A 25,060-nucleotide genomic window follows, 5' to 3' on the forward strand; every position below is an offset into this window, starting at 1 on the left:
CTACGCGGTGCTTTTGCGCCAATATCGAATGTCTCGCGCGCCGATCTCGTCGTTCTCGGGATACACATCCGTTCTCTTGCGGAAGGGTAGCGTGCCGGCGACGTAGTTCGAGACGCCGGGCGTGTCGGCGACGATGCACGGTCCGACATCGGCGAACGACAGTTTGAAGTGATAGCCCGATTTCGTTACGACCAGATCGAAGTCGTTGAGCCGGACCCCTTGGCTCTCGAAAGCCGCCGGATCTTGCGTGAAACCCGGCTTCGATGTCGCCAAGACCGTCAGGTTGTTAGACTGCAACACAGCGGTCGGCCCCAGGCTGGATGGCTCGTTCGCCATGAACGGTCCTTTGTTTATGAACTCACCGTCCCCGAGTCTGTTTACCGCCCACGCCGCCTCCAACGATTGCGTCCCCCGTGACAGCCCCCCACCGATCGCTCTTTCGAGAATGGCACCCTCCCCGGCGACCCGCGCGGCATCGACGGTGTCGGGGTCGGTCATCGGTATGACGGCGCGCACATCGCGAGCCTGCTCAACCATCACCCGCGCGATGTAGGTGCCGTCGCCGGGGGCGCCCGCCAGAACGCGATCGCCTTGATCGCCGACGATGACGGGCTCGTTGGCCGATGACTGTCGTATTCTTCGCAGGATCTCCGGCAGAGCCACGAAGTTCGGCGAGAAGTCGTGCCTTGATTCCCAGATGAGGCCGGAAAGTTGCTCAAGCGCGTGGGACACCGCGCGTTTTTGTTCTGGCGCATGCATGATGGTCACGCATTGGCCGGTATGCGCGGCGTCCACCAGGGAGGTCGTGTTGAAGATCGAGATGTCGTGGATCCGCGCGTTTTCGCTTTCCAACTTACGAGCCCGAGCGTGAATTTTCCTGAGGGGGTCCGATGCGGTCTCAAGGCCGGCGCCCACAAGCAGCGGAACCCAAGCCGCGGATGAAACGATCGCGGCTCGCGAGGTCAGCATATCGTGCAGCAAACCGCTCGCCTTGGCGCCGGCCAAGTCATAATCGGTATGCGGGTTTTCCTTGCAAGCAATCAGGATGTCCGCTTTTTCGAGCATCCTGGGCGTAACGTGGCCGTGCAGGTCCAGGTCGGCGGCAATGGGAATGTCTGCTCCAACCGTCGCACGAATCGCCGACAAAAGATCACCCTCCATGTCGTCAAGTGACGTCGACATCATCGCACCATGCAGATCAAGGTAGACGGCGTCCGGTTCGCAAACGCCTATTTCCATGAGAAAGCGGCGCTTCAGTTCCTGGTATGCATTATCCGTGATCGGGCCGCCCGGCGCTGCAACGGCGGAAAACCCATGCACCAATTCATGGCCTCGGCTCCACAGAAGTTGTGCCGCAGCGGCCAATCCCGTGTTGGAACTTGCAAGCTTCGCCGCCAGATCATCGCCGGCGACAATGGTGAAATTGTCCAATTCCGTGGCAAGAGTGCTGAAGCTGTTTGCTTCATGAAACATCCCGCCCAGATAAACGCGTGCCATTGATTTAGCCGCGCTGCCGGTTTTGCAAAAAATGTACGGCCGTCATCAGAAGCAGAGAAGCGCCGACAATCACCGTCGACACCGCTGCGATGATCGGCGTCAGGTTGAAATCAATGTCTTCGAACATCTTTCGGGTGATGGTCTTGCCCTCCAGTCCGGAAATGAAGAAAGCGACAGTCGCTTCATCGAACGATGTCAGGAAGGCGAACACCGCGCCAGCAGCGACGCCTGGTACGATTCCAGGAAGCATCACATGATAGAATGTCTGAATGCTGTTTGCGCCGCAGCTTTGCGCGGCAAGTTCCAGCATCGGGTCAAATCTCTGGAGCGCGGCCGAGACGGTCAGCACCACGAACGGAACCGCCAGAAGCGTGTGCGCGATCAGAAAACCATAGAAGTTTCCCGTCAGACGCAAAGGCGCGAAGAAAAGATAGAGTGCAACGGCAATTACAATATGCGGAATGATCATCGGGCTGAGCGTTAGCGCATAGATCAGCGACTTGCCGGGCAGTCGGCCTCGAACCAGGGCGATCGACGCCATTGTTCCGATCGCGGTCGCTGCCAGGGTGGTCGCGCACGCAACTTTGAGACTGAACCAGGTCGCGCCCATCCACTCTTCGTCGCCGAAATAGGCCACAAACCAGTCCAGCGTGAACCCTTTGGGTGGAAATTCCAAATAGTTGGACGTCCCGACCGACATCGGAAAAACAATCAATGTGGGAAGGACCATTAGAAACAGAGCCAACGCAATGAAGCTCGCGAAAAGGATCTTTGCTGCAATACTAGTACGCACAACCTTGGTCCCGCTTAGTCGTGTTCCCTCGCGCCTTGTGCCAATCAGATGCCACTGCTGAATCCTCTATTCTTTGCCAACAGAGTGCGGAACATCACCGCCAAAACCACCGTCGTGATCAAGAGTATTGTTGCCAGCGCCCCAGCAAACGGCCAATTCAATACTTGCGTGGTTTGCTGCCCGATGAGTGTCGCCATCATGAGAGAATTCGGACCGCCCACCAAAGCCGGGGTGATATAGAATCCCAAAGCCAGAATGAATGTGATCAGGCAGCCAGCGAACACCCCGGGCAAGCTGAGTGGGAAAACGACTTTCCAGAACACCTTGATGGGCGTAGCGCCCAAATTGTACGCGGCCATCGGCAAGTCGGCCGGTATGGTCTTGAGGGCACCGTAGACTGGCAGGATGAGGAACGGCAGCAGGACATGTGTCATGGCGAGTATGACCGCAAACTCTGTATAAAGCAGACGCAACGGCTCCGAGGTCACTCCGAGGTCAATCAAGAGTGTGTTGATCAGGCCCTTACGCTGCAACAGGACAATCCAGGCATACGATCTCACCAGGATACTCGTCCAAAACGGGATGAGGACACAGGCCGCAACAACCATTGACCAAGGCCGGACCAGCTTGGATATTGCATATGCGATTGGGTATCCGACAAGGAGCGCGCAAACCGTCACGATGAGCGCAATACGGAGGGTTCTTAGCAACACCGCGGTGTAAAGCGGCTCCGTTACCGCGCGCTGGTAGTGTACCAGTGTGAAGCCGTCATCGAAAAAGCTGCCAGACAGCAACTTGAATACAGGATAGGCAAACCCGACAACCAAAAGCCCGAGCCAAGGCAATATCAAAGACCATGACATACCCGCGCCGTATAGAATCCGACTATCTGAACGACCGGCATTGTGTGGTTCCTTGATCGACATGTCTCTTAATTCTCATCCGGGCCATGCGCAAAGAGCGAAGTCCTTGAACCATCGAATTCGAGGTAAGCGACCTCGCCGGGTTTGTAGGACGCATCTGCTTCGGTCTGCACATAAACAACCTCGTCTTCGGGCCCTACAATGACCTGAACCATGGTCATCGAGCCCATGAAAACACATTGATGTATGGTGCCTTCGAGCAGGGTCCCGCTCGTCTCGTTGCGCCTCGACAATGCGATTGTCTCCGGCCTCGCAGCTATTTTCATCGGACGTTCGGGGTCGGGTGTCGACACCGCCAGATTTTGGATGGAAAACCTGTTTCCCCCGGCTGTCTTGAGAAGCGCTCCCGATGCCGTCTGGTCGACATACGTCACCTCGATCAGGTTCATTTTGCCAACAAAGTCTGCCACAAAAGGAGAACCGGGCTCCCTATACAGGGTTTTGGGGTCTGCTATTTGCTGCATTTCACCATGATTCATAACCGCGACACGGTCGGACATGGTGAGTGCTTCTTCTTGATCATGGGTGACGTACACCATTGTAACACCAAGTGATTGCTGGAGATTCTTGATCTCGAATTGCATCTCTTCGCGAAGTTTTTTATCCAAAGCACCCAGCGGCTCATCCATGAGCAAGACCGGCGGCTCGAACACCAACGCACGGGCGACAGCCACCCTTTGTTGCTGTCCGCCTGAGAGTTGGATTGGCAATCTCGAGCCCAAATCCCTCAACTTCACAAGGTCGAGCGCTTGCCCTACGCGAGATTCGATCTCAGACCGGCGAAGTTTTCGCATTTTCAATGGAAAAGCGATGTTTTCGAACACGGTCATATGCGGAAAAAGGGCGTATTTCTGAAACACCATACCAATGCCGCGCCTGTTTGCCGGCACGGCCGTTACATCTTCATCGCCGATCAGGATCTTGCCGGACGTCGGCTGCAAGAAGCCGGCGACCATCATCAGGAGGGTCGATTTGCCGGAGCCCGACGGCCCCAACAGAGACAGAAATTCGCCAGCTTGAATTTTCACGGTGGCGCTGCGCACCGCGTCAAAACCACCAAATGACTTCCAGACGTCTTTGATCTCAACAGATTGACCCAACGCTTGATGACTCCATTGACTCAGGACATGTTCTCCAAAAAGAAGCCATCTCCATATTTTGATACATCAAACATCATAATTCCTTCACTTGTCAACCATGAACGCTCTTTTGCTTTGACTGGGGCTGCCTGAAGCAACGGCCAGTACCAGGAAGACCTGCACAAACAGTGCGCCGGCGTTAAAATGACCCGTCGCAAAACCGAATCTTACCTGGCAACAGAAGGGGCTGAACCCGAGCACCTTGGGTCCAGCCGCCAAACGAGCCGTAAAGGTTGCAGACAATACGGTTCGCCGGTTTTCGAAGGGCGCAACGGCACGTCAGCTTGGTATCGCGTATCGCAAACAAATTGCCGAATTGGAGAACCCAAGATCCGGCAAGGCGTTCCTCAAGAACAAAAAGCGGTCGGGACCGTTTTCAGAAGGTCTTCAAACCGGTCGATCACGATCGGCGCGCCTGCATGCTGAAGTCGTTCGGTATGATTGTCGTCGCAGTGAGCTCCGCCAACGAAGCCAATCGGCTGCATGCCGGCTGCAACGGCGGCCTCCACGCCGGCGGTGCTATCTTCGATGACGATGCATCGCTCCGGTGCCGTTTTCATTTTGCTGGCCGCATGCCTGTAAGATTACGCAGAGCCTCAATGAGCCGATCAATATCGGAGGTTCTGTTGAAGTAGCTCGGAGAAATTCTAAACCGCCCGTCACGGATTGCGAGATCAACACCAGCATCTCTCAGACCGTTCTCCACTCTTGCCAAATCGATACCCGAACGGGAGAAACACAGAAGGCCAGATCGTTCTGAGCGAACCGGGGACCTGAGAGTGTCAAAGCCCAATTCCTGTAGACGCTCGGCCGCGTCATCTACAAGACCGAGGATGTGCTGCTCGATGCGTTCGCTACCGATTGACAACTGGAGCTTTACGGCTGCATCCAATCCCCAAATGCCTGGGAAGTTGGCGAGCGCCTCCTCAAATCGAGCGGCGCCATCGCGATAGACGAGGCCATAGTCCAGATGCGCTTCGCCCTTATCCGTGCTGTGATAGCCAACATTGGGAGGCCTCAGCTGATCCAGTGCAGATTGGTTGCAGTAGAAAATACCAGTGCCGATTGGTGCGAGCAGCCATTTGTGTCCTCCGGCTGACATGAAGTCGACGTGATACTGGCTCAGGTCCAATGCCATCGATCCAACCCATTGAATGGCATCGAGATTAAGCAGAACGCCTTTTTGACGGCAAAGCTCACTGGTCAAAGCAAGATCGTGGCGGAACCCAGTGGAGAATTGAACCGGGCTTATGGAAACAATCCGGGTTCGCTCGTTGATTGCATCACGAACGGCATCGACGGGATAGCGGCCGTCTTGAGACCTGGCCCACCTGACCTCAACCCCGTGGCGCTCAAGATGCGTCCAGCAATAGACGTTGGAAGGGTATTCGCGATCAGGCAGGACAACGTTGTCACCGCTTCTCCAGGACAGCCCGTTCGCAACATTGCATAAGCCTTCGGTCGTGTTCTTTACGAATGCGATTTCTGATCGATGGCATCCTATCAGTCGCGCAATCCGCGATTTAATCTGTGTCTCCGCATAGTCGCACCAGTGCGGGTAATTGTTTCTTCCATGGTCCCGCACATCTTCCAAGAACCCATTGACCGCCTCGATTACGGGAGTGGACATCGGCCCTATGGACGCGTTGTTCAGATAGCTGCGAAGCCCCGCTATGGGAAAGAGTTCAGCGACCTCCTCAAAGGTGCCCAATGCAGAGTGGTCCTCAACCGATGCCACTTCCATAGTATTCGCACCCTCTAATCCTGTTTTCTCCTTCCCAAAACGTGTCACGCCATATCTCATCCGCCTAATTCATAGTTTGGGGCGCCTTATGCATAAATCTTCATTTCTGCACTGAAACTGACGGCGAAAGATGAGCCAGGGCAGAGGTCAGGGATCACCCTCATGCACGAACCGCATTTAGCGCCCCGCAATTCTCATTTGGGAGAGGCTTTGCTCCGATGTAGTTTGGGAGGTTAAGGGCGCGCCGCAGATCAGGGTGTGCACAAGACCTGCGTAGATGGGGTGATGATGCAAGATCAATTGAGAGTGTCGGTGGACGTTGGAGGAACGTTTACAGACATTGTTGTTGAGTCGACGGACGGGATCAGTGGCTACAAGCTGCTCACCGATCACGCTGCACCGGAACAGGGAATTGTCGAAGGGGTGGCTCGTTTGCTTTCAAAATTGGGCAAGTCCTTCGCCGACATTGATCTGTTCTTGCATGGAACAACCCTTGCGACAAATGCCGTTCTGGAGAGAAAGGGGGCAAAAATCGGGTTTCTGACAACGGCCGGCTTTCGGGATGTGCTCGAAATCGGATACGAGAATCGCCACAACCCGATGGACCTCAATCTCACCAAGCCTGTGCCTATCGCAACACGCGAACGCCGTTTCACGCTGACCGAGCGTATTGCGGCTGATGGGACAATATTAAAGCCGTTAGACACGGATGAACTCGAGGCGCTCGTTCCACAAATAGCGGCTGGGGCGATCGAAAGTTTAGCCATTGGCTTTCTGCACTCCTATCTCAACCCCGTTCACGAGCGTTTCGCTCAAAACTTTTTTGCATCTCGGCTCCCGGACCTTCCTGTGTCGTTGTCGAGTGAGATATGCCCGGAGATCCGTGAGTACGAGCGGTTCTCCACGGTTTGCTTAAACGCCTATGTGAAACCGGTCATCACAAATTACTTGTCTCGCCTGGGCAGGCATCTGGCCGGACTTGGTCTTCGGTGCCCGATTCTAATTATGGCGTCTTCCGGAGGTCTGATCCCGGTATCCCACGCGATCGATGCGCCCATCCAATTGATCGAATCCGGGCCGGCCGGTGGCGCGGTTCTCGCCTCTAAGATTTCCGCGGAAATAGGAGCAAGCCACGTCATGTCCTTCGACATGGGCGGGACAACAGCGAAGATCTGCTTTCTTGAGGACGGGCAGCCTAACGTGACGCGGCTGTTTGAGGTTGATCGCACCGAACGGTTCATGCCGGGCAGCGGTCTACCGCTCCGCGCACCCGTCGTCGAACTCGTCGAGATCGGAGCCGGTGGCGGTTCGATCGCTCGTGTGGATGCGATGAAGCGGATCATCGTTGGACCCGAGAGTGCCGGGTCCTCGCCGGGACCAGCTTGCTACGGGCTGGGTGGCGTTGCGCCGACAATCACAGACGCAGACCTACTTCTTGGAAAGATCGATGGCGAACGATTTGCGGGAGGCGAGATTCAATTGAGCAGGTCACATTCGTCGGATGCCGTTCAAGAGCACATCGCTACGAAACAAGGCGTGTCCAACATTGAGGCCGCATTCGGTATCACTGAGATTGTGGATGAAACGATGTCAAACGCCGCACGCGCGCATGCGGCGGAGCTCGGCCGGGATTTATCCAGCCACACGATGATTGCCTTCGGCGGGGCCGCCCCCCTGCACGCGGCCCGTATAGCGCAAAAGCTTGGCATAAAGCGTTTGGTCATCCCGACGGCAGCCGGGGTCGGATCGGCTGTCGGATTTTTGCACGCGCCTGTCGCCTTTGATGTTGCCGTAAGTACGCCCGGATTATTGAGTGCGTTTGATCCATCTCGCGTGTCCGAGGCGGAGGACATAGCGGAAGACCGTATTCGATCTGCGCTGCTGGAAGTCGGTGTCAACGAGGAGGCAAATAAACGCGCTTTCATGGATCTGCGATATATCGGCCAGGGGCATGAGGTCGAAATCGAACTCCCCGAAACCCTGAATCGTCAAGAGCTCAAACGCGCGTTTGAGAAGCGATACAAAGACCTGTTTGGTAGGCTTCTTCCAAATACGGAAATCGAGGTCGTATCAGTCCGTGTACGAGTTTCCGTCGATATCTCAAGCCGAAAGAAGCAGGGTTTCAAATCAAGCTCAGGGAGCGCGGAACCAGAGATATCTGAATTGTTCGACGCGAACTCGGAAACCTTCCAGCCTGCCAAAGTGCTCGAAAGGTCGGCAATCAAAGTGGGCGACGTCGCCGCGGGCCCGGCCCTGGTGCGAGAGGATCAGACTACCACTGTGGCTCCACGCGGATTTGATCTGTCCATTTTGGCAGGTGGTCACTTGATGCTCACCGCGAGGGAGGAAAAATGATGGAACTATCGCCGCTGAAAAAGCAGGTGGTCTGGGAGCGATTGATCGCCATTGTTGAGGATCAGGCGCGCGCGCTTATGAAAACGGCGTTCAGCCCCATCGTTCGCGAATCTGGCGATCTTTCGGCGGGAGTTTTCGACGCCTCGGGTTGTATGCTCGCGCAAGCCAGAACCGGAACGCCAGGACACATCAACACAATGGCAGAATCTGTAGGAAAGTTCCTGACATTCTTTCCCATTGATGAATTGTCAGATGGCGATGTCTTGGCGACAAACGATCCCTGGATCGGAACCGGCCACCTGAATGACTATGTCGTTGTAACCCCGATTTTTGCCAACCAGAACCTGATCGGTTTTTTTGCCTGCACTGGTCATATGACTGACGTCGGCGGAATCGGTCTTAGCCCGGACGGTTTGGACATCTTCATGGAAGGCACGCGCATTCCTCCAGTAAAGATTGTCGAACAAGGAAAACTCAACGAAGCCATCGTGCAGATTGCAAGGCAAAACTCGCGCCTTCCCGACGAGATCGAGGGTGACATCCATGCGCTGATCGCCTGCAACGCGTGGGGCGATCGCCGACTCAAAGAGATGTTTGAGGAAGTCGGCCTGTCCGATCTGGAACTGATCGGAGAGCACATCATCGAACACACGGACAAAGCGTTCCAGGAAGCTATCCGTCCGCATGCCGGCACGACCTCAACCCATCAAATGACGATCGATGGATATGATGAGAAGCTGGATCTAGTTGCGACCGTTTCCATTCACATAGACCATGTCGAGGTGAAGTGGGATGGGACATCATCGGCCTCAAAGTTTGGAATCAATGTGCCTCTCGGATACGCCGCAGCGTACTCGAGCTATGCGGTCTTGTGTGCGTTGGCGTCGGACGTTCCGAACAATCACGGGACGCTTCAGAATATTCGGGTCTCCGCACCTAAGGACACGGTCGTGAATGCTGTTTTCCCGCAACCGGTGTCATGCCGGCACATCGTTGGCGGCTTACTGCCAGACGTCGTGCTCGGCGCTATCGACAAGATCATTCCGGGGAAACTGCCGGCAGAAAGCGCATCTGCCCTCTGGACATTGACGTTCAAGGGTGGCGGGTCAAACCCGTTCACGACATCAATTGTTACAAATGGCGGCACTGGTGCCAGGCCGCACAGAGACGGACTGTCGGCAACGGCCTTCCCGAGCGCGGTGCGCGGCACTCCGGTGGAGATGGTGGAAACAAAAACGCCGCTCATCTTTTGGAGGCGAGAGCTTCGGATCGGATCCAGTGGCGAGGGATGCCATCGGGGTGGCTTGGGGCAAGAGATCGAGATTGGGACGTGCGATGGCAACCCGCTAACGCTCGTTGCGGCGTTCGACCGCATAGAGAATGCCGCGCGTGGCAGGGAAGGTGGCCAACCTGGCGCAAACGGGGCACTGTGTACGTCCGATGGTCTGCCCTTGGCTGGCAAAGGAACCCATACGCTCCCGCCTGACAAAACATTTGTTTTCAGGTCTCCCGGCGGAGGCGGATATGGCAGCCCCGAAAGGAGGGATCCCAAAGCCAAAGAGGAGGATCAAAGATTTGGGCTCATATAAGCGTGGAATTTTCCGATGAATCTCCTTTGGCTCCAGGCATTCCGGGCAGTTATGAAGACCGGCAGCGCGTCCGGGGCCGAAGAGATCATGCTGCGCACACAGCCACAGATAAGCAGGATGATCGGCCAACTCGAGAAGGAGTTGGAGATGAAACTGTTCGAGCGTGTCGGGCGACGTCTTGTCCCCACGGAACAAGCGGTCGAATTTCTCAAAGGCATTGAGCCCCCTCTTCAGGGCATCGATGCGATACCGGCGATCGCCGAAGATATTCGAAACAAGCGAGCGCGTGGCTTGACAATGGCGGTCGAGCCATTTCTCGCCCAAGCGCTGTTGCCGACAGCCCTTGAAACAATCATCAAAGGGAGCGGAACCAGGATCGCGGTCGACCTTTGTTTGCGCAGTGTCGGATTTTGGAGCACGAACAAATCGGCTGATGTGGGTGTTGTCGCCCTTCCCTTCGCCCAGACGGATCTGAAGTCATTGCCATTCGTAGAAGCCCGAGTGGTCGCTGTCGTCCCGAAAGATCATGAGCTCGCACAAAAGAGCCTCATCACGCTTCGCGACTTCCGAAAGGAGCAACTGATCTCGTTTCGCTCCTCGACCCTTCTGCGCTCCCAAATCGACAGCGCTGCCGCGACCAGCGGTGTTGCCTTGCTCCCTCAAATCGAAGTTAGCACCGGACCGTTGGCGTGCGAATTGGTTGCACGAGGGCTTGGGGTCTGTATCGCTGATCCTATTCTCGCTTTGTCGACCGACAGGGACAGCGTGACCGTACGCCCTCTGGCCGAACGGATTGATCTGACTTACGGATTTCTTGTTTCAGACCCCAAACTTAAAGACCTCCATCTCAGAAAAACGCTCTCCGCGATCGCTGACACGGCCGTGCAGATCGGAGGCGCCTATGTCGACATCCACCCCATTTGGGAACGTTTGATCAAAGAGGAATGACAGAACATGGAACTTATCAACTCAGACAGTGCTCCAACGGCCGTTGGCCCTTACTCGCACGCATCGGTCGACGCCCAAGGCAACATATATGTTTCGGGATGCCTGCCCATGAAAGCGGATGGCAGTCTGGTGGAGGGATCAATTGCACAAAAGACCGATGCAGCACTTTCCAACCTCGAAAGTGTCCTCAAAATGGCCGGTAGCGACAAGTCGAAGGTTTTGAAAACCACGATCTTCCTGGTGGATCTTGGCCAGTTCGCCGAGGTGAATGAGGCCTATGCGGACTTCTTTGCCGGCCACAAACCGGCCCGATCCTGTGTTCAGGTATCGGCGCTACCCAAGGGGGTGGATATCGAGATCGAGGCGATAGCGCAGGCCTAACAAACAACGACTAACGAGCGCATATCCTGGTCTGAACGGACCTTGAACCTGTCGATATGAGAACAGGTTTGCTTTGGGCCAGCAGACATAAGGGTTCTAATGATCCGATCCATCTTAGTCGACATGATCATGATCTTGGTTGGCCTGCCGGGTTCACCGTCGGGCAGCCACGAATCGACCTCGCGCTGTGCTGGCGGACGTCTTTACCCTGTTGGTCAGCCAAACTGGAACAGCCGCTGTTCTTGCACCCAATCAAAGATAGAGATCGAGTTGCCGGGACGATGATCTGGTTCCAGGTTCTTCAATGTTTGCCAAAGTGTGACCTGGTTGCTTGTGAGTATCTGCTTGCCAAATTGCTTCTCCCATCTGCCGACATGGCGGAATGAATCCAGATCTGTGCAGCTAACGAAAATCACTTCGGCTGCGGTATGTGATGCTTCTTCGACCAGATTTTCCACGTCCGAGACGGGCGTCGGCCTGACGTCTTTGCCGGACCTCCCAAGACCCTTGGAATAGACGACATCCAATCCGTTGTCGCGCAGAAACGCTTCTTCACTGTTTGTCACCTCGTCCAGATAAGGTGTGACCAAAGCCACTTCCGTTGCACCACACTGAGAGAGAGCAGCCAGCATGGCGTGAGACGTGGCCACAGCGGGACAACCCGTTGCAGTATTGATCTTAGTGATCAAGGCGTTCAGCCCGTCAGTGCCGGCAACAAAACTCCCACTGGTGCAGGCATAAACAACAAGGTCGGGTGTCGTCGAGGAGAGAAGTTTACAGGCTTCACCGACGGATCTGTTCATGGTCTCAAGATCATCAATCGATGTCTCAGCCATGAAAATGCGGGCACTGTGAAACGTTACACCGGAGACAACAGCTCGATAGAATTCCGGTTCGGTGAGGGTGTTTATCGACGGAAGAATCAACCCGACGCGGTAGGGACCAGAAGTGATCTTTTTCTGTTCGCTCATTCTTGGCCTCCGACACAACTAATTTATCACAAAGCGGGTCACAAGAACGACGGAAGCCACAGCGCAATACCGGGAAATGCGATGAGAACGCCAATGACCAGGAGCAATGCCACGACAAAGGGTAGACTGCCATAGGCAACGTCGCTGATGGCCCCCTTTTGGCGTACGCTCTGAATGACAAAGAGATTGAAGCCAAACGGCGGCGTTATCATCCCGGTTTCCGTCAGCAGCATCATGATCACGCCAAACCAGATGGGATCGTAACCGATAGCGACAACAATCGGGACGATTACGGGTGCCGTGACCACCATGACCGAGAATGCGTCCATGAAGCATCCCAGTATGATGTAGAAGACGCAAATGGCGAGGATGGTTCCGAGCGGAGACCATCCCAGTTGCTGAATGAACTGCACAAGTTGTCCGGTCAGTCCGATGCTTGATAGAACAAAATTCAGGAAGAATGCGCCGACCACGATGAGCATCGTCATGCCCGTTATTCTAAACGTGCCTTCGACGGCCGCCTGAAGCACGTTCAAATTCAACCTCTTCTTATATGCGGTCAGACCGAGCGCCGCGATGACACCCAGGGCAGCCGACTCTGATGCTGTCGCCCAACCGGCATAGATGGAACCGATAACAAGTATGAAAATACCAAGTGGTGGGACGAGATCCGGGAGGGCGCTAATCTTCTCGCGCCAGGTGAATGAAGCCCCGCGCGCGCCCCAGCTTGGCTTGATGATACAGGCGATGGCGATAGCGCCCATAAATGTCAGAGCCAAGACCAGACCGGGAATAAACGCCGCTAGATAGAGTTTCGGGATCGAGGCTTCTGCCAGGACGCCATAGACGATCATGTTGATGGAAGGCGGTATCAGAATGCCAAGGGTTCCGCCGGCCGCCAGCGATCCAAGGAAGAGCCGCTCGTTGTAGCCATATTTTTTCTGCTCCGGCATGGCGAGCGTGCCAATTGTGGCCGCGGTCGCGACGCTTGATCCGGATGTCGCAGCGAACATCGCACTTGATGCGACATTCGAATGCATCAAGCCACCGGGCAACCAGCCCAACCACTTGATGATTGCTGCGTACATACGCTCGGCGACGCCGCTGCGCATCAGCAGTTCGCCCATGAAAACATAGAGCGGCACTGCGACCAGCAGGAACTCTTGCGAGGCTGACCATGAGATCTCGCCGATCGCCCTGTGGAGCGGAAACGAGCTGAAAATCGCGGACAGGGAGACGCCGAGCAATCCCAAGGCCGCAGCGACCGGAATACTCAGGGCAAACAGGACAAGAAGGAGGATGAGCGTCGTTGCGAGCATGGATCAGTCTTTTGATTGGTTGAGGTCTTGCGCTCGGGATCGGCTTTCGGAAAGCTGCTCCTGAACCTCCTCGTCCGTGGATGCAACGCCGATGAAGTGCTCAAGTTCAGGTAGCTTGAGGCCCACCATGGCGGAGACTGTTGTGACGATCGCCGCCAAGGTCGTGATTAAGAACACGACCAATCCCAACAGCCAAAGTCCTTGCGGGATCCAAAGTGGTGTCAGCAGCGGCGTGTTGGCGCGTGAGCCAAGTGAGAAAGACTTCAGGAACATCGCGTTGGCGTACCATGCGACCAGCGCGACGAAGGCAAGAAGGGCGACAAGCGACAGGACATCGAGGACGTAGCGGCCTCGCTCAGTGAGGCGCGAGTAGGCCACGTCCATGCGAATGTGGCTGCGTTTGAACAGCGTAAAGGAGGCAGCCCAGGCCGAGGAAATAGCCAGGAAGTAGCCACCGATCTCGTGTGCGCCGCCCAGGCTAAAGTCCAGCAACTTTCTGGAGAGAACATCGAAGCCAATTAAAAAGGCAACTCCGACTAGCAGTACACCATTGAACCAAACGCCGACTTGGACTATGCGCTCGAGCCCTCGAACCGTAGCAACGAGTGATTGGCTGATTGTTGTGCCGCTCATAGGCCCCTCCCCCTAAGGAACTTGGCGCCAAGTTTGATCTCAGCGCCAAGTCTCCAGTGCCAGATTACTGGTCTGGTTTGTTCGTTCAGTTGACGGAAAGTTCCATCCCAACAACTTTTCCGACCGTTTCGTTCCACGTGCGGGTACAGTCCGCACCACATCTTTCCGCCCAGCTCGGTATGACGGAGTCAAGCAGAAGGGCGTTCAGCTTTTCCTTGTCCTCAGAGGTCAGATCGATCAGCTTCATGTCTGCCTTTTCGCCAAATTTGCATGGATCTTGGCCGGTGTTGCAGGCGACACCAAACTGGTTTTCTTCAGCGGTGAATGTCCAGATGTCGTCTTCCATCTGCGTGATCGCTTTGGTGAGATAGTCCTGCGCAGCGGGATCCATAGCGTTCCAGCTATCGGCGTTGGCCGCATAAAAGTTGATGGCCCATCCCGTCGGCAGATTGTAGAGATGCTTGGCAACTTCGTACCACTTTGCCGTATTGCCGGCCGTGATACCGGTGACCGCACAATCCACAACGCCGGTTTGCAGCGCAGGAACCACTTCATTGAAGGGGATCGTCACAGCGGTCGCACCCGCGGCTTCGGCCATTTCCGCTAAGCTGCGGCCATAAACGCGGATCTTCTTTCCCTCAAAGTCTTCCAAACCGTTTATGGGCGTGGAACAGAAGAAAACCTGGCTGGTGAAGGGAAGCACGGCCAAGAGCTTCAAGCCGTGCTTTTCTTCCAATGACTTGGAAACCACCGGCCGGTAGGCCTCAGAAATGGCGCGGGCGGTTTCGATGGTGTGCGCCAGGCCAGGGAGGTCGATTCCGTTGAAGACCTCATCATCGGCCGCGACGGTCGTAAATGTGCCGTGAGCAATCCCAAGGGCTCCAGTGCCAAGCAATCTGATGATCTCTGGCCCCTTTAGCCCGCTTGTCTGCAAGCCCTTGAAGTCGACTTTGATCGCATCGCCCGATCCGCCCGGCACGGTTTCGGTCCAGAATGGCTTCTCAACAAATTTGTGCATGTTGGTGGATTCTGAAGACCCAATCACGGATATCTCGGTCGGAGGTATTTCCTCTGCTCCAACGGTTGATGCTATAGACACCCCTGCAACACAGGCTGTCATTGCCATCAAAGACCTGAGTGGTCGTTTTCTCATTTCACTTCTCCCTTTCTGGATTCTGTTCAAGTGCGATGCCCCGTCGAGCTGACCGCCTATCGGCCAACGCACTTGTCGTCTGGGAAAAGCTATCAGGTCGACTATGTCCCCAAGGTCTTTTTCGACAGTGTACAATGTCGACCATCTTGCCTGTGATCGCTCCTTCCCAACAAGAACCTAAGGAAGGTTCCTTATACATCAAAATGCGAAAGGCTCTGCGGCATATGCGTGCAGCGCATATGAAATGCCGAAAGTCCAGGTGCGCTTGCCGCGCAACTCCGCGCGACTGTTAGCTCATTGATTGTTGTGGCTCGCCTATACGCTTATCGAAACGGCCAAGCTGAATGATGTTGATCCGCAGACTTGGCTCACAGATACGCTCGCTCGCATGTCGGACTACAAGATCAACAGGATCGATAAACTATTCAATAGCTTAGCAAGCTACGTGGTGCTCTCACTGCGCCTATGTCGTGGATAGTTGACAACGAAACCACCATGTGGAATCGTATAAGGAACACTGTTACGATTATAGGAACACATGTCAAACTCAAACCAATCCCTCATGCGCGGTCTGGCCATCCTCGAACTGCTCGATAAGACGCCTGACACGCTTGGCATACGAGATATCGCCAGAACCTTGGACCTTAGCCCGACGATCGTTCAGCGATTGGTACACTCGTTGGTAGACGCGAATTTTGCCCGGCAGGACCCCCAGACACAAAAATACACAATTGGCTACCGTGCTTTGGCGCTTGGCCGCTCGTTGATGACCGAAGAGCGCCTCGTACAAAATGCGCTCCCGGAACTCACAGCGTTGGCCAACGACCACCATTTGAACGCCTATCTAAGCGTTATCTCGGACGGTGAGCTCACCTACGTTCTTGCAGAGCAAAGTGCAGGACCAATTGCGATCAAGATCAGGCCAGGCTCGAAGGCGCTCTATCACACCACCGCGATGGGCAAGGCGCTGTTGGCAGGCAAACCGCGCAAAGAGGTCGATGGCTTGCTGGCAAACGAACCGCTTACAGCCGTCACTAAAAACACCATTACCGATCCTGATTTGTTTTTTGCGACCCTGGAGCGGGCGGATGCTCAAGGCTATGCGCTTGCCGAAGGGGAAAACCTCGATGGTGTGACATCCGTTGGCGCCCGTATTCGGGATGTTCACGGGAATGTTGTCGCGGCGATTAGCGTTGCCTATGCCCCCAGCCTTCAACCTGCGACCCAGATGGAGACGGTTGTCAACCTGGTCACGAGTGCTGCTTGTCGTATCTCTCTCGCGCTTGGCTGCCCAGAAGAGAAATTGGACCAAGTGACACCGGTCGTGGAGGCTTCTGGTGCTGCTTAATCATGGTCGATTGGAAGACATCGCAGTCGAAGAAGGCATTGATGCGCTGATTGCGACATCGCCTGAAAATGTAACTTACTCGAGCAATTACTGGGCTCTGTCACAGTGGATCCGGAGAGGGCCCCAGACTTATGTTGTGCTGCCTGTCGCCGACATGAAGCAGTCGCGGATCATCGCTGCAACGTCCTTGATCGACTTGCTGGCGGATCAGGATGTTTGGATCGACACGGTCCAAAGGTTTGGTTTTTTTCAGGCAGATCGAGCACCGGATTTGACAGACGATTTGGATAAGCGTCAGGCCGCACTTTATGATTTGCAAGCCGATCCCAGTGCACTGGAAGCCCTGAAGCGCGCAATCGGTGAGTTGAAGCTTGAGGCCTCCGTCATTGGTCTGGATGAACTGGGCCTCCTCCCGGGCGCGTGGGAAGAGCTTCAAGCAGCCTTTCCACGCGCCACTTTCAAAAAATCCTCTGAAACCTTCCGAAGAATCCGCGCGATCAAAACGGAAGCTGAGATTGATCGGCTGCGCAGCGCGGCGCAAATCACCGAGCGTTCTATCGCGGCCGCTCTGTCAAAGGCGAAAGAGGGTGCTACCGAACGAGAGCTTGCGAGAGCCTTTCATACCCAGGGCATTCTTGAAGACGCCATGCCGGTTCTCGGATGCATCGGGTTTGGGGGCCGTGGCGCCATGCCGAATGTGCAACCTAGCGATCGCAGGTTGGAAAACGGCGATGTGATCCGGTTCGATGTGGGCGGGCGGTACCAGCACTATCGAGCCGATATCGCGCGCAACGCGGTCCTCGGTACACCCTGTGAACGAACCCAAAAATATCATTCTGCGCTGCATACCGGCGTTGCCGAAGCGCTGGCGTTGATCAAGCCTGGCGTTGCGGCAAAAGACATATTTTTAACCGCGGTGGCGGCGACGAGGGACGCTGGAATTGCGGATTATCAACGTAGTCACGTGGGTCATGGGATCGGCATCGATGGCTATGATCTGCCAATTCTGTCTGCCGATAGCACCGACATCATCGAAGAAGGCATGGTGCTATGTGTTGAGACCCCTTACTACGAGCTAGGCTGGTGCGGCCTGCAGGTCGAAGACACAGTTGTCGTGCGCGCCAATGGTGTCGAGACATTTATGAACACTGACGGTCGTTTGCAGGTGCTGCAATGACCCGATCAGACCCGAACAGTTTCGACCGCTCATCGCTCATTCGTGCACATGCGCGCGAGACCCGGTCTGCGGCCAGAAACGGCTCGCTTTCCTATGTCACGCACGGACTATCGCGCGGACATGTGCAAGCCAATCTCGCAATTGTCCCTCAGGACTATGCGTTTGAGTTTCTGACGTTCTGCCAGCGCAATCCCAAGCCCTGTCCAATCATTGAAGTGCTGGACCCCGGTGAGGTCGAATTCAAGATATCTGCGCCGGGCTCAGATGTGCGCACAGACTTGCCGAGCTATCGGGTTTACCGCGACGGAGCCCTTTCCGAAGAACGCGTCGATATCACTGAAATATGGCGTGATGACCATGTCGCCTTTCTTCTGGGATGCAGCAACTCATTCGATGAGGTGCTTGAGCGCAATGGGATACCACAGCGTCACCTTGAAAAACCCGACGGCCGCATTTCTGTCTACCGATCCAACATTGCCTGTTTGCCAGCCGGGAGGCTTCACGGAAATGTCGTCGTGACGATGCGTCCAATTCCGCATCAAGAAGTCGTGCGCGTGACTGAATTGTCATCGCGGTTTCCAATCGCTCATGGCGGGCCGGTTCACATCGGTGATGCTGAACAAATCGGAATCGCCGATTTGTCCAAGGTGGATTGGGGCGGCGTCAACCCGCTGCGCGCGGGTGATGTCCCGGTCTACTGGGCTTGTGGTGTGACGCCGCAAGATGTGGCGCTCGCCAGCGGCATTCCCGAAATGATCACACATGCGCCCGGGCACATGTTCGTCACGGATCTTTACATCGACGATCAGCGAAAAGGCTGACGGACAGCTCTACAACAAGGAGGAAATCATGAACCTGAAGCTTACGGCACTTGCGCTTATTGCGATGACCACCTCGGTCAGCGCAAAAGACGTGAACTTACCCCAAGACCTGTCATGGACAGCGTTTGGAACGACATCGTCAGGCTACGCGCAATCAGTCGGTATCGGCCAGATGCTTGATGCCAAATACAATGTGAGCCTGCGCATTATTCCGGGCGAGAACGACGTCGCACGAATGATCCCCCTACAGCGTGGGCAATCGGATATCTGCGCTTGCGGTATCGCCTCTTACTTCGCTCAGGAAGGCGTACTCATGTTCGCGGACAAAGACTGGGGGCCGCAACGGCTCTACACATTGTTCAACAATGTGGGCGTCAACGGTCAAACCGCGGCCATAGCTGGCGACATCGGTGTGGAGTCCATCTCGGATCTGCGCGGCAAGCGCGTGACCTGGATCAAAGGCTCACCAGCCAACAATACAAACATGACGGCGTTGCTGGCCTTTGGCGGACTGACCTGGGATGATGTCGAGCGTGTCGAGGTTCCAGGCTGGAAGCAGTCTATCGAAGCATTGCTTAACGGGCAGACAGACGCCTCATGGGCGTCAACCACAACCGGTACCTTGAGCCGGATCGCCGCATCACCGCGCGGGCTCATGTTCCCCAACCTGCCGCATGATGACGCCGAAGGATGGGCGCGGGCACAAAAAGTCGCCCCGTGGTTTGCCCCAAGCGTTGTTGAAGCCTATGTCGCTGACGCGGGGGTGGATGGCCCCTATGAAGGCATGAACTACCCCTATCCGTTGTTTGTTTCCACGCCGAACATTCCCGAGGACACCGCCTATGGCCTCACAAAGGCGATTATGGAAAACTTTGATGCGATCAAGGACGCGGGACCAAGCATGGCGGGCTATGCGTCTGACCGTCAAATCCTGGATTACATCTTCCCGGTACACCCTGCGGCCGTGGCCTATTACAAAGATGCCGGCATTTGGACCGATGCTCATCAGGCCCATAATGACATGCTGAACAAACGCCAGGACGTGCTCGAAGAAGCGTGGCAGCAAATGGAAGGCTCCACTCTCGATGGAGATGCATTTGCGGCCGAGTGGATGAAAGTCCGCGCCGCCGAGCTGACCAAGGCCGGCCTGCCGGTGGTCTTCAACTGATCATCCTCTAATGCGCCAAACGACGAGAGGCAGTCCTTGCCTCTCGTGCCTACCCTTTGCACGAAAGCCTCCACAAGATGAGTCCGCCCGATATACCAACCAAACACCAAGACCCGCCTGCTCAAAAACCGACTAAACTGTTGACGGTCATTATCTCAGGTGCGGCGGTTCTCAGCTGTTTCGCCGCCGCATGGATCATGTTCGGGCTAGGCCATGTGACCGGCTTGTTCGTGCCGCTCGAAACGCAATATCTTTATGTCCTGATCGCACTCTTGCTGCCGGTCGTTTTCCTCTGTCACAGCGCATCGGGAAATGCTCGCGTTAACGGCGTTCCAAGTTACGACTGGCTCCTGGCCCTTGTGGCATTCGCGATCCCGTTCTCATTCGCTTTGAGCGCGGATACGATGCTGGTTGAGGGTTGGGAGTATGCCGCGCCGGATTATGCCCGCTGGATGTCCTATGTGTTCTGGGCACTTATTTTGGAGGCACTTCGACGCTCTGCTGGGTTTGCAATTTTTGCGATCTGTCTGATTTTTTCATTTTATCCGGTCTACTCTGAGGCCCTGCCGGGCATTTTGCGCGCGCAATCTACAGATCTTGCGACCACCGCCGGGTTCCACATCTTTGGCAGCGAGAGCATTCTCGGCGTGCCCATGAGCGCTTTCGCAACCCTGGTGATCGGATTTCTGATCTTTGGAGTGGCGCTGCAATACACCGGCGGTGGTGCGTTCTTTCTCAATCTGGCATTTGCGCTCCTTGGCACCAAAAGAGGTGGTCCCGCGAAAGTCGCGATATTTTCTTCAGGCCTCATGGGATCAATGAGCGGATCAGTGATCACCAATGTGCTGACAACGGGTGTCATGTCGATCCCTGCCATGAAACGTGTTGGCTTCAGCGGGCGGTACGCCGGCGGCGTTGAGGCCTGTGCCTCAACCGGCGGCGTTTTGATGCCGCCAGTCATGGGCGCTACTGCCTTCATCATGGCGACATTTATCGAGGTGCCTTATTCGGAAATTGTCATTGCCGCGGCGATCCCGTCGATCCTCTACTACGCGGCGCTCTTTCTCCAGATCGACGCTTATGCGGCTCGCAATGGTATCCAAGGTCTGCCAAGGGGCGAACTCCCGAAAGTCAGGGATGTCATTCGAGATGGATGGTACTTTATCTTTGTCCTGACGCTGCTGGTATTTATGCTGCTCTATCTGCAGCGTGAGGCACAGGCTCCCTTTTATGCCACCGCGCTTTTGATCGGTATCAATCAAATATCGAAACAGCATCGCTGGAACGCCCAGAAGCTCCTTGAATTTGTCATGGCAGTGGGAAAAATGCTGGCTGATCTGGCGGCTCTTTTGGCAGGTGTCGGGCTTATCATCGGTGCCCTTACTTTGTCTGGAAAGGTCGGGAGCATCGCCTATGAGCTCGTCAAACTTGCAGGCGACAATGTGTTTGTCCTGCTGCTCATGGGTGCCTTGACCAGTTTCGTTCTGGGGATGGGGATGACTGTCACCGCAGCCTATTTGTTCCTCGCTGTAACCCTGGCACCGGCTTTGACATCTTCCGGCCTCGACAAAGTCGCGGTCCATCTTTTCATGCTCTACTGGGGAATGGTTTCCTTTATCACACCGCCGGTCTCACTTGGGGCATTTGCAGCGGCCTCCATCGCAAAATCCAATCCTATGAAAACAGGACTTGAGGCCATGAGGCTGGGATCAATCATCTATTTCCTACCCTTTTTCTTCGTCCTCAATCCGGCGTTAATTGCGCGCGGATCATGGGGAGAGGTTGCTCTTGTCACAGCCACAGCGTTTGGCGGCATTGTCGCGATCGCGGGAGGGCTACAAGGATATCTGCCAGGCTATGGCAGGGTCACAAATCATCCTATGGTCTCCATCGTCATTCGATGTGCACTTCTGATTGGCGGTGTGGCTCTGGCTCTGCCTGGTGGTGAGCTGACCGGATTGTCGCACAGCACTTTGCTGCTCGGCGGCGTTGCTTCGATTGTTGCGGCGCTAGGCCTCAATTCCATGCAATTGAGAAGCTCTTTGGCCGCTAAGAGAGATGGCGTGTGATGGACCAATTGTCTCCCAACTCAAGCAATGGGCAGGTTGAGACTGCCGGCTGGCGGAGCCTGTCGCCGGCAACCTATCGTGGCTCGACTATCGTATATCCGGACTATGAGAGCTTTCTCAAACGTGGTGAGGGTGGGCGCAAGGCGTTCACCTATGGACTGGCCGGTACGCCGACAAGCCGGTTACTGCAGGCACGGCTGACCGAGATGGAAGAAGCCGTCGACACTTTCCTGGTGCCGTCGGGATTGCTGGCGATCACTGTTTCGATGCTGGCGCTGCTTAAGCCCGGCGATACGGTTTTGATCCCAGAGACGGTGTACGGGCCGGTGCGTCGCTTTGCGAGCGAAACGCTTGCTGTGATGCGCATCAACGCCCAATACTATGACCCGCGCTCCACGAATAACATCGCGTTCGACGATCCCAAGCTCCGTCTTGTCTGGGTTGAATCGCCGGGGTCCATCACCATGGAACTCCAGGATATTGCCGATATCAGTAGGCGCGCCAGGGCTCGCGGGATCCTTGTTGGCTGCGACAACTCCTGGGCCTCGCCCTATCTCTGCAAACCGATTGCGCTTGGCGCTGATATTGTTGTCGAAGCCGTTTCCAAGACCCTGTCCGGTCATTCGGATTTGCTGATGGGTTCGATCAGCGTTGCGTCAGAGGCTATCGCAGATCCCATTCATAGAACGATACGTTCGCTCGGCATCGGCGTTTCTCCGGATGACTGTTTTCTGGCGCTGCGCGGTCTGGAGACCGCTGAACTTCGGATCAAACATGCGGGGCAATCAGGGCTCCAATTGGCCAGGCATTTGTGCGACACGAAGCGCTTTCCACTCATTGAGGCGGTGCTGCATCCAGGGCTGTCAAACGACGCCAATCATGCGCTTTGGACATCGCAGTTTACCGGATCCAATGGGGTGTTCAGCCTCGCATTGGCCAAGGAGAATGGCGAAGCTCATGGGCGACGTTATCAACGGCTGAAGACATTCTCGCTTGGTGCCTCATGGGGCGGAACACATAGTCTTCTTGCACCGTCGGTCATTGTCGATGGGCGCTGTGCCGGCAAGTATGACGGAAAGCGGTTTCTACGCTTAAGCATCGGATTGGAGCCGGTATCGGTGCTTTTGTCCGACTTGGATGCGTTTTTCTCCGAGGCGGATGGATGACGGATGATGTTAATCTGTCCATTGCCGAATTACGCACCATCGCCGCTACGGCATTGGTGCGTTTTGGCGCCGAAAAGACCAATGCCGAATACGTTGCGGAGGCAATATGTCATGCCGAATCCCGCGGTATTCGAGAATGCGGTGTGCCCCACCTGATCGATTTTTGCGGGCATCTTCAATCCGGACGCGTCGATGGAACCGTCCGTCCGTCTGTCCAACAAGTGGCTCCTGCCGTGGTTCATGCGCATGCAAATGGTGGTTTTGCTCAACCGGCCTTTGCCGCCGGGTTTCCTATAGCGAGCGCCAAGGCCTTTGAACTGGGGTGCGCCGTCCTTGTTGTGTCAAATTCCCATACATGTGGCGAGTTAGGGTTTTTCACAAAACAATTCGCCAGTGCCGGCCTTGTTAGTCTGGGTTTCACAAACGGAACTGCGCTTGTGGCGCCTCCTGAGGGAGCGCGCCCCGTGCTGGGAACCAATCCAATTGCCTTCACGGTCCCCGGACGAGACGGAGAGCCAAGAATTCACATTGACCAAAGCACCAGCATTGTAAACCGGGCCATCATTGCGCGGACTGAACAGATGGAGTCTGTTCTTATGCCCGGCTGGGCCAAAGATCGTTTCGGGCAACCAACGCAAGATCCGCGAGAGGCACTGAACGGGAGTATTCTCTCAGCCGGCGGCGCGCGCGGCTTCTGTCTGGCGATCGTTGCTGAAGTTCTGTCTGCAATGGTGACCGGTTCCAGGCTGTCGATCAATACACAATTGCTGAAGGCGCCAGAAGGCAAGCCGCACCACCTGGGTCAGTTTTTCCTTGTTTTGGACCCGGGAATCATCGGTCAGTCTGAGTTCTGGACCTCTCTTGAGGTGTTTTGTGACGCCGTTGAAAGCCAAGCCAAATGTCGGCTCCCCGGTTCGGGAAAGGCCGATATCGCTGAAATCACACTGCCGGACAAGCTTTGGCAAACTTGTTTAGGGCTTCTGTCTGGGTGAATTTCACTCAGTGACTCCCATAAATGACTCTACCACGACACCACCAAACGGACCCTGGGCAGTGGGCCGTGGTCATCGAGGACAAGACACTCCCCAAAACCACGAATTGGTTCAGGAGATAAAAACCACCCTTAACTCAGCGGGTTCCGCCGACTGTCACCGCATGGTAAACGGCCGGGCGCTGACCGGCTTATTTGCCGTGTCTTGCGAACTCATGGACCAGGAAGTCCTTCAGTGCTTCCTGCATACCGTCGGCATCCGCATTGCCTGCAGGGACGATGGGCAACATCGCGCTGCCGCGCAAATAGTTGAGCGCGAAATGAAGGGCTTTCACGCGAGGATCGTCGCGCGCGCGCGGCAAGTCGAACGCACGGCACCACACATCTTCGCATTTTTCCACGGACGCGTGGCGATGCATCGCCACACGCGGATGAAGATCAGATTCGCCCCGGCTTCCAATCACGATCTCCCAAACCGCCATGTAGCGCCGGTCCGCGTAGAATTCGGACCACAGTAGGTCGACGAAGGCATCGATCTTTTGTCGGGTCGTGCCCTCGACATGCTCGGCGCGATCGAGCACCAGCGACATCTCAGCCATGAGCGTGTCGAGTGCGGCGAGGATCAATTCATCCTTCTTGCCGAAATGGTGCTGAAGTGCGCCCGCCGTGATTTTGGCGCGCCGGGAAATCTCATGCGTCGTCGTCCTCGAATAACCGATCTCGCACAGACATTCGATGGTCGCCTCGATCAGCGCCTTGCGCGTTTCGGCGGTGCGTAGGGCGTTCGGGCGACGCCCCTGTTTGGCGGGCCTGTTGTCTTTCAAAACACTGTCACCCATCGCGAGCCTCCCTTGGCTGCCGTCATGATACCCGCT

General features: G+C 55.6%; 22 protein-coding genes and 1 pseudogene. 12 read left to right on the plus strand and 11 right to left on the minus strand.

Annotated features, from left to right (window positions below; translation table 11 throughout):
- From OOZ53_RS20890 to OOZ53_RS20915, 6 genes are all read right to left on the minus strand, one after another.
- Entirely contained in the window at window positions 1–1,497 is a 1,497-nt protein-coding gene (locus OOZ53_RS20890) for a M81 family metallopeptidase (protein WP_271091675.1), read from the minus strand.
- Between the two features lie 4 nt (window positions 1,498–1,501).
- On the minus strand, window positions 1,502–2,278 hold the full coding sequence (locus OOZ53_RS20895) for an ABC transporter permease (RefSeq protein ID WP_271091750.1): 777 nt from the start codon (window positions 2,276–2,278) through the stop codon (window positions 1,502–1,504).
- Window positions 2,279–2,334: 56 nt separating this feature from the next.
- A complete protein-coding gene (locus OOZ53_RS20900; protein ID WP_271091676.1) occupies window positions 2,335–3,216 on the minus strand; it encodes an ABC transporter permease in 882 nt (293 codons plus the stop codon).
- Window positions 3,217–3,221: 5 nt separating this feature from the next.
- On the minus strand, window positions 3,222–4,313 hold the full coding sequence (locus OOZ53_RS20905; RefSeq protein WP_271091677.1) for an ABC transporter ATP-binding protein: 1,092 nt from the start codon (window positions 4,311–4,313) through the stop codon (window positions 3,222–3,224).
- Between the two features lie 386 nt (window positions 4,314–4,699).
- Window positions 4,700–4,912 carry an HAD family hydrolase gene (locus OOZ53_RS20910; protein WP_271091679.1) on the minus strand — a complete coding sequence of 71 codons (213 nt, stop codon included), beginning with the start codon at window positions 4,910–4,912 and terminating at the stop codon, window positions 4,700–4,702.
- Entirely contained in the window at window positions 4,909–6,096 is a 1,188-nt protein-coding gene (locus OOZ53_RS20915) for an aminotransferase class V-fold PLP-dependent enzyme (protein ID WP_271091680.1), read from the minus strand. Before OOZ53_RS20915 ends, OOZ53_RS20910 begins: the two co-directional genes overlap by 4 nt.
- Before the next feature lie 285 nt (window positions 6,097–6,381).
- Between OOZ53_RS20915 and OOZ53_RS20920 the strand changes: the two genes are divergently transcribed.
- Genes OOZ53_RS20920 through OOZ53_RS20935 form a run of 4 tightly spaced genes read left to right on the plus strand, consistent with a single transcriptional unit; the run spans window position 6,382 to window position 11,369 of the window.
- Window positions 6,382–8,451, plus strand: a complete 2,070-nt coding sequence (locus tag OOZ53_RS20920; RefSeq protein WP_271091682.1) for a hydantoinase/oxoprolinase family protein — start codon at window positions 6,382–6,384, stop codon at window positions 8,449–8,451.
- Window positions 8,448–10,040 (plus strand): hydantoinase B/oxoprolinase family protein, encoded by a 1,593-nt coding sequence (locus OOZ53_RS20925; protein ID WP_271091683.1) that lies wholly within the window; start codon window positions 8,448–8,450, stop codon window positions 10,038–10,040. The genes OOZ53_RS20920 and OOZ53_RS20925 overlap by 4 nt, the downstream gene beginning before the upstream one ends.
- A 15-nt stretch (window positions 10,041–10,055) precedes the next feature.
- Window positions 10,056–10,988, plus strand: a complete 933-nt coding sequence (locus OOZ53_RS20930; RefSeq protein ID WP_271091684.1) for a LysR substrate-binding domain-containing protein — start codon at window positions 10,056–10,058, stop codon at window positions 10,986–10,988.
- A 6-nt stretch (window positions 10,989–10,994) separates the two neighbouring features.
- Entirely contained in the window at window positions 10,995–11,369 is a 375-nt protein-coding gene (locus tag OOZ53_RS20935; RefSeq protein WP_271091685.1) for a Rid family detoxifying hydrolase, read from the plus strand.
- Window positions 11,370–11,584: 215 nt separating this feature from the next.
- Here the strand turns inward: OOZ53_RS20935 and OOZ53_RS20940 are convergent, their stop codons facing one another.
- The 4 genes from OOZ53_RS20940 to OOZ53_RS20955 form a co-directional block, all read right to left on the minus strand.
- Window positions 11,585–12,340: a maleate cis-trans isomerase family protein gene (locus OOZ53_RS20940; RefSeq protein WP_271091686.1), complete on the minus strand. Its 756-nt coding sequence runs from the start codon at window positions 12,338–12,340 to the stop codon at window positions 11,585–11,587.
- A gap of 38 nt (window positions 12,341–12,378) precedes the next feature.
- Window positions 12,379–13,659, minus strand: a complete 1,281-nt coding sequence (locus OOZ53_RS20945; protein WP_271091687.1) for a TRAP transporter large permease — start codon at window positions 13,657–13,659, stop codon at window positions 12,379–12,381.
- Window positions 13,660–13,662: 3 nt separating this feature from the next.
- Window positions 13,663–14,292 carry a TRAP transporter small permease subunit gene (locus tag OOZ53_RS20950; RefSeq protein WP_271091688.1) on the minus strand — a complete coding sequence of 210 codons (630 nt, stop codon included), beginning with the start codon at window positions 14,290–14,292 and terminating at the stop codon, window positions 13,663–13,665.
- An 85-nt stretch (window positions 14,293–14,377) separates the two neighbouring features.
- Window positions 14,378–15,310: a TRAP transporter substrate-binding protein gene (locus OOZ53_RS20955; protein ID WP_271091689.1), complete on the minus strand. Its 933-nt coding sequence runs from the start codon at window positions 15,308–15,310 to the stop codon at window positions 14,378–14,380.
- Window positions 15,311–15,761: 451 nt separating this feature from the next.
- Here OOZ53_RS20955 and OOZ53_RS20960 point away from each other — a divergent pair.
- The 8 genes and pseudogenes from OOZ53_RS20960 to OOZ53_RS20995 all read left to right on the plus strand — a co-directional run.
- Window positions 15,762–15,923, plus strand: a pseudogene (locus OOZ53_RS20960) (transposase domain-containing protein); the annotation flags it as partial.
- Window positions 15,924–15,983: 60 nt separating this feature from the next.
- Window positions 15,984–16,793, plus strand: a complete 810-nt coding sequence (locus OOZ53_RS20965; RefSeq protein WP_271091690.1) for an IclR family transcriptional regulator — start codon at window positions 15,984–15,986, stop codon at window positions 16,791–16,793.
- A complete protein-coding gene (locus OOZ53_RS20970; protein WP_271091691.1) occupies window positions 16,783–17,970 on the plus strand; it encodes a M24 family metallopeptidase in 1,188 nt (395 codons plus the stop codon). Before OOZ53_RS20965 ends, OOZ53_RS20970 begins: the two co-directional genes overlap by 11 nt.
- Window positions 17,967–18,791, plus strand: a complete 825-nt coding sequence (locus OOZ53_RS20975; RefSeq protein WP_271091692.1) for a putative hydro-lyase — start codon at window positions 17,967–17,969, stop codon at window positions 18,789–18,791. The genes OOZ53_RS20970 and OOZ53_RS20975 overlap by 4 nt, the downstream gene beginning before the upstream one ends.
- Window positions 18,792–18,819: 28 nt before the next feature.
- Window positions 18,820–19,959 (plus strand): TAXI family TRAP transporter solute-binding subunit, encoded by a 1,140-nt coding sequence (locus OOZ53_RS20980; RefSeq protein WP_271091693.1) that lies wholly within the window; start codon window positions 18,820–18,822, stop codon window positions 19,957–19,959.
- Between the two features lie 77 nt (window positions 19,960–20,036).
- Complete coding sequence (locus OOZ53_RS20985) at window positions 20,037–22,028, plus strand: TRAP transporter permease (protein ID WP_271091694.1); 1,992 nt, start codon at window positions 20,037–20,039, stop codon at window positions 22,026–22,028.
- Window positions 22,028–23,194: a trans-sulfuration enzyme family protein gene (locus OOZ53_RS20990; RefSeq protein WP_271091695.1), complete on the plus strand. Its 1,167-nt coding sequence runs from the start codon at window positions 22,028–22,030 to the stop codon at window positions 23,192–23,194. The genes OOZ53_RS20985 and OOZ53_RS20990 overlap by 1 nt, the downstream gene beginning before the upstream one ends.
- Window positions 23,191–24,186: an Ldh family oxidoreductase gene (locus OOZ53_RS20995; RefSeq protein WP_271091696.1), complete on the plus strand. Its 996-nt coding sequence runs from the start codon at window positions 23,191–23,193 to the stop codon at window positions 24,184–24,186. The genes OOZ53_RS20990 and OOZ53_RS20995 overlap by 4 nt, the downstream gene beginning before the upstream one ends.
- A 190-nt stretch (window positions 24,187–24,376) precedes the next feature.
- On the opposite strand, the gene OOZ53_RS21000 is transcribed toward OOZ53_RS20995, so the two are convergent.
- A complete protein-coding gene (locus OOZ53_RS21000) occupies window positions 24,377–25,024 on the minus strand; it encodes a TetR/AcrR family transcriptional regulator (protein ID WP_271091697.1) in 648 nt (215 codons plus the stop codon).
- Between the last annotated feature and the right edge of the window lie 36 nt (window positions 25,025–25,060).

The sequence above is a fragment of the Allohoeflea poritis genome (genome assembly GCF_027889715.1).
GTDB lineage: Bacteria > Pseudomonadota > Alphaproteobacteria > Rhizobiales > Rhizobiaceae > Hoeflea_A > Hoeflea_A poritis.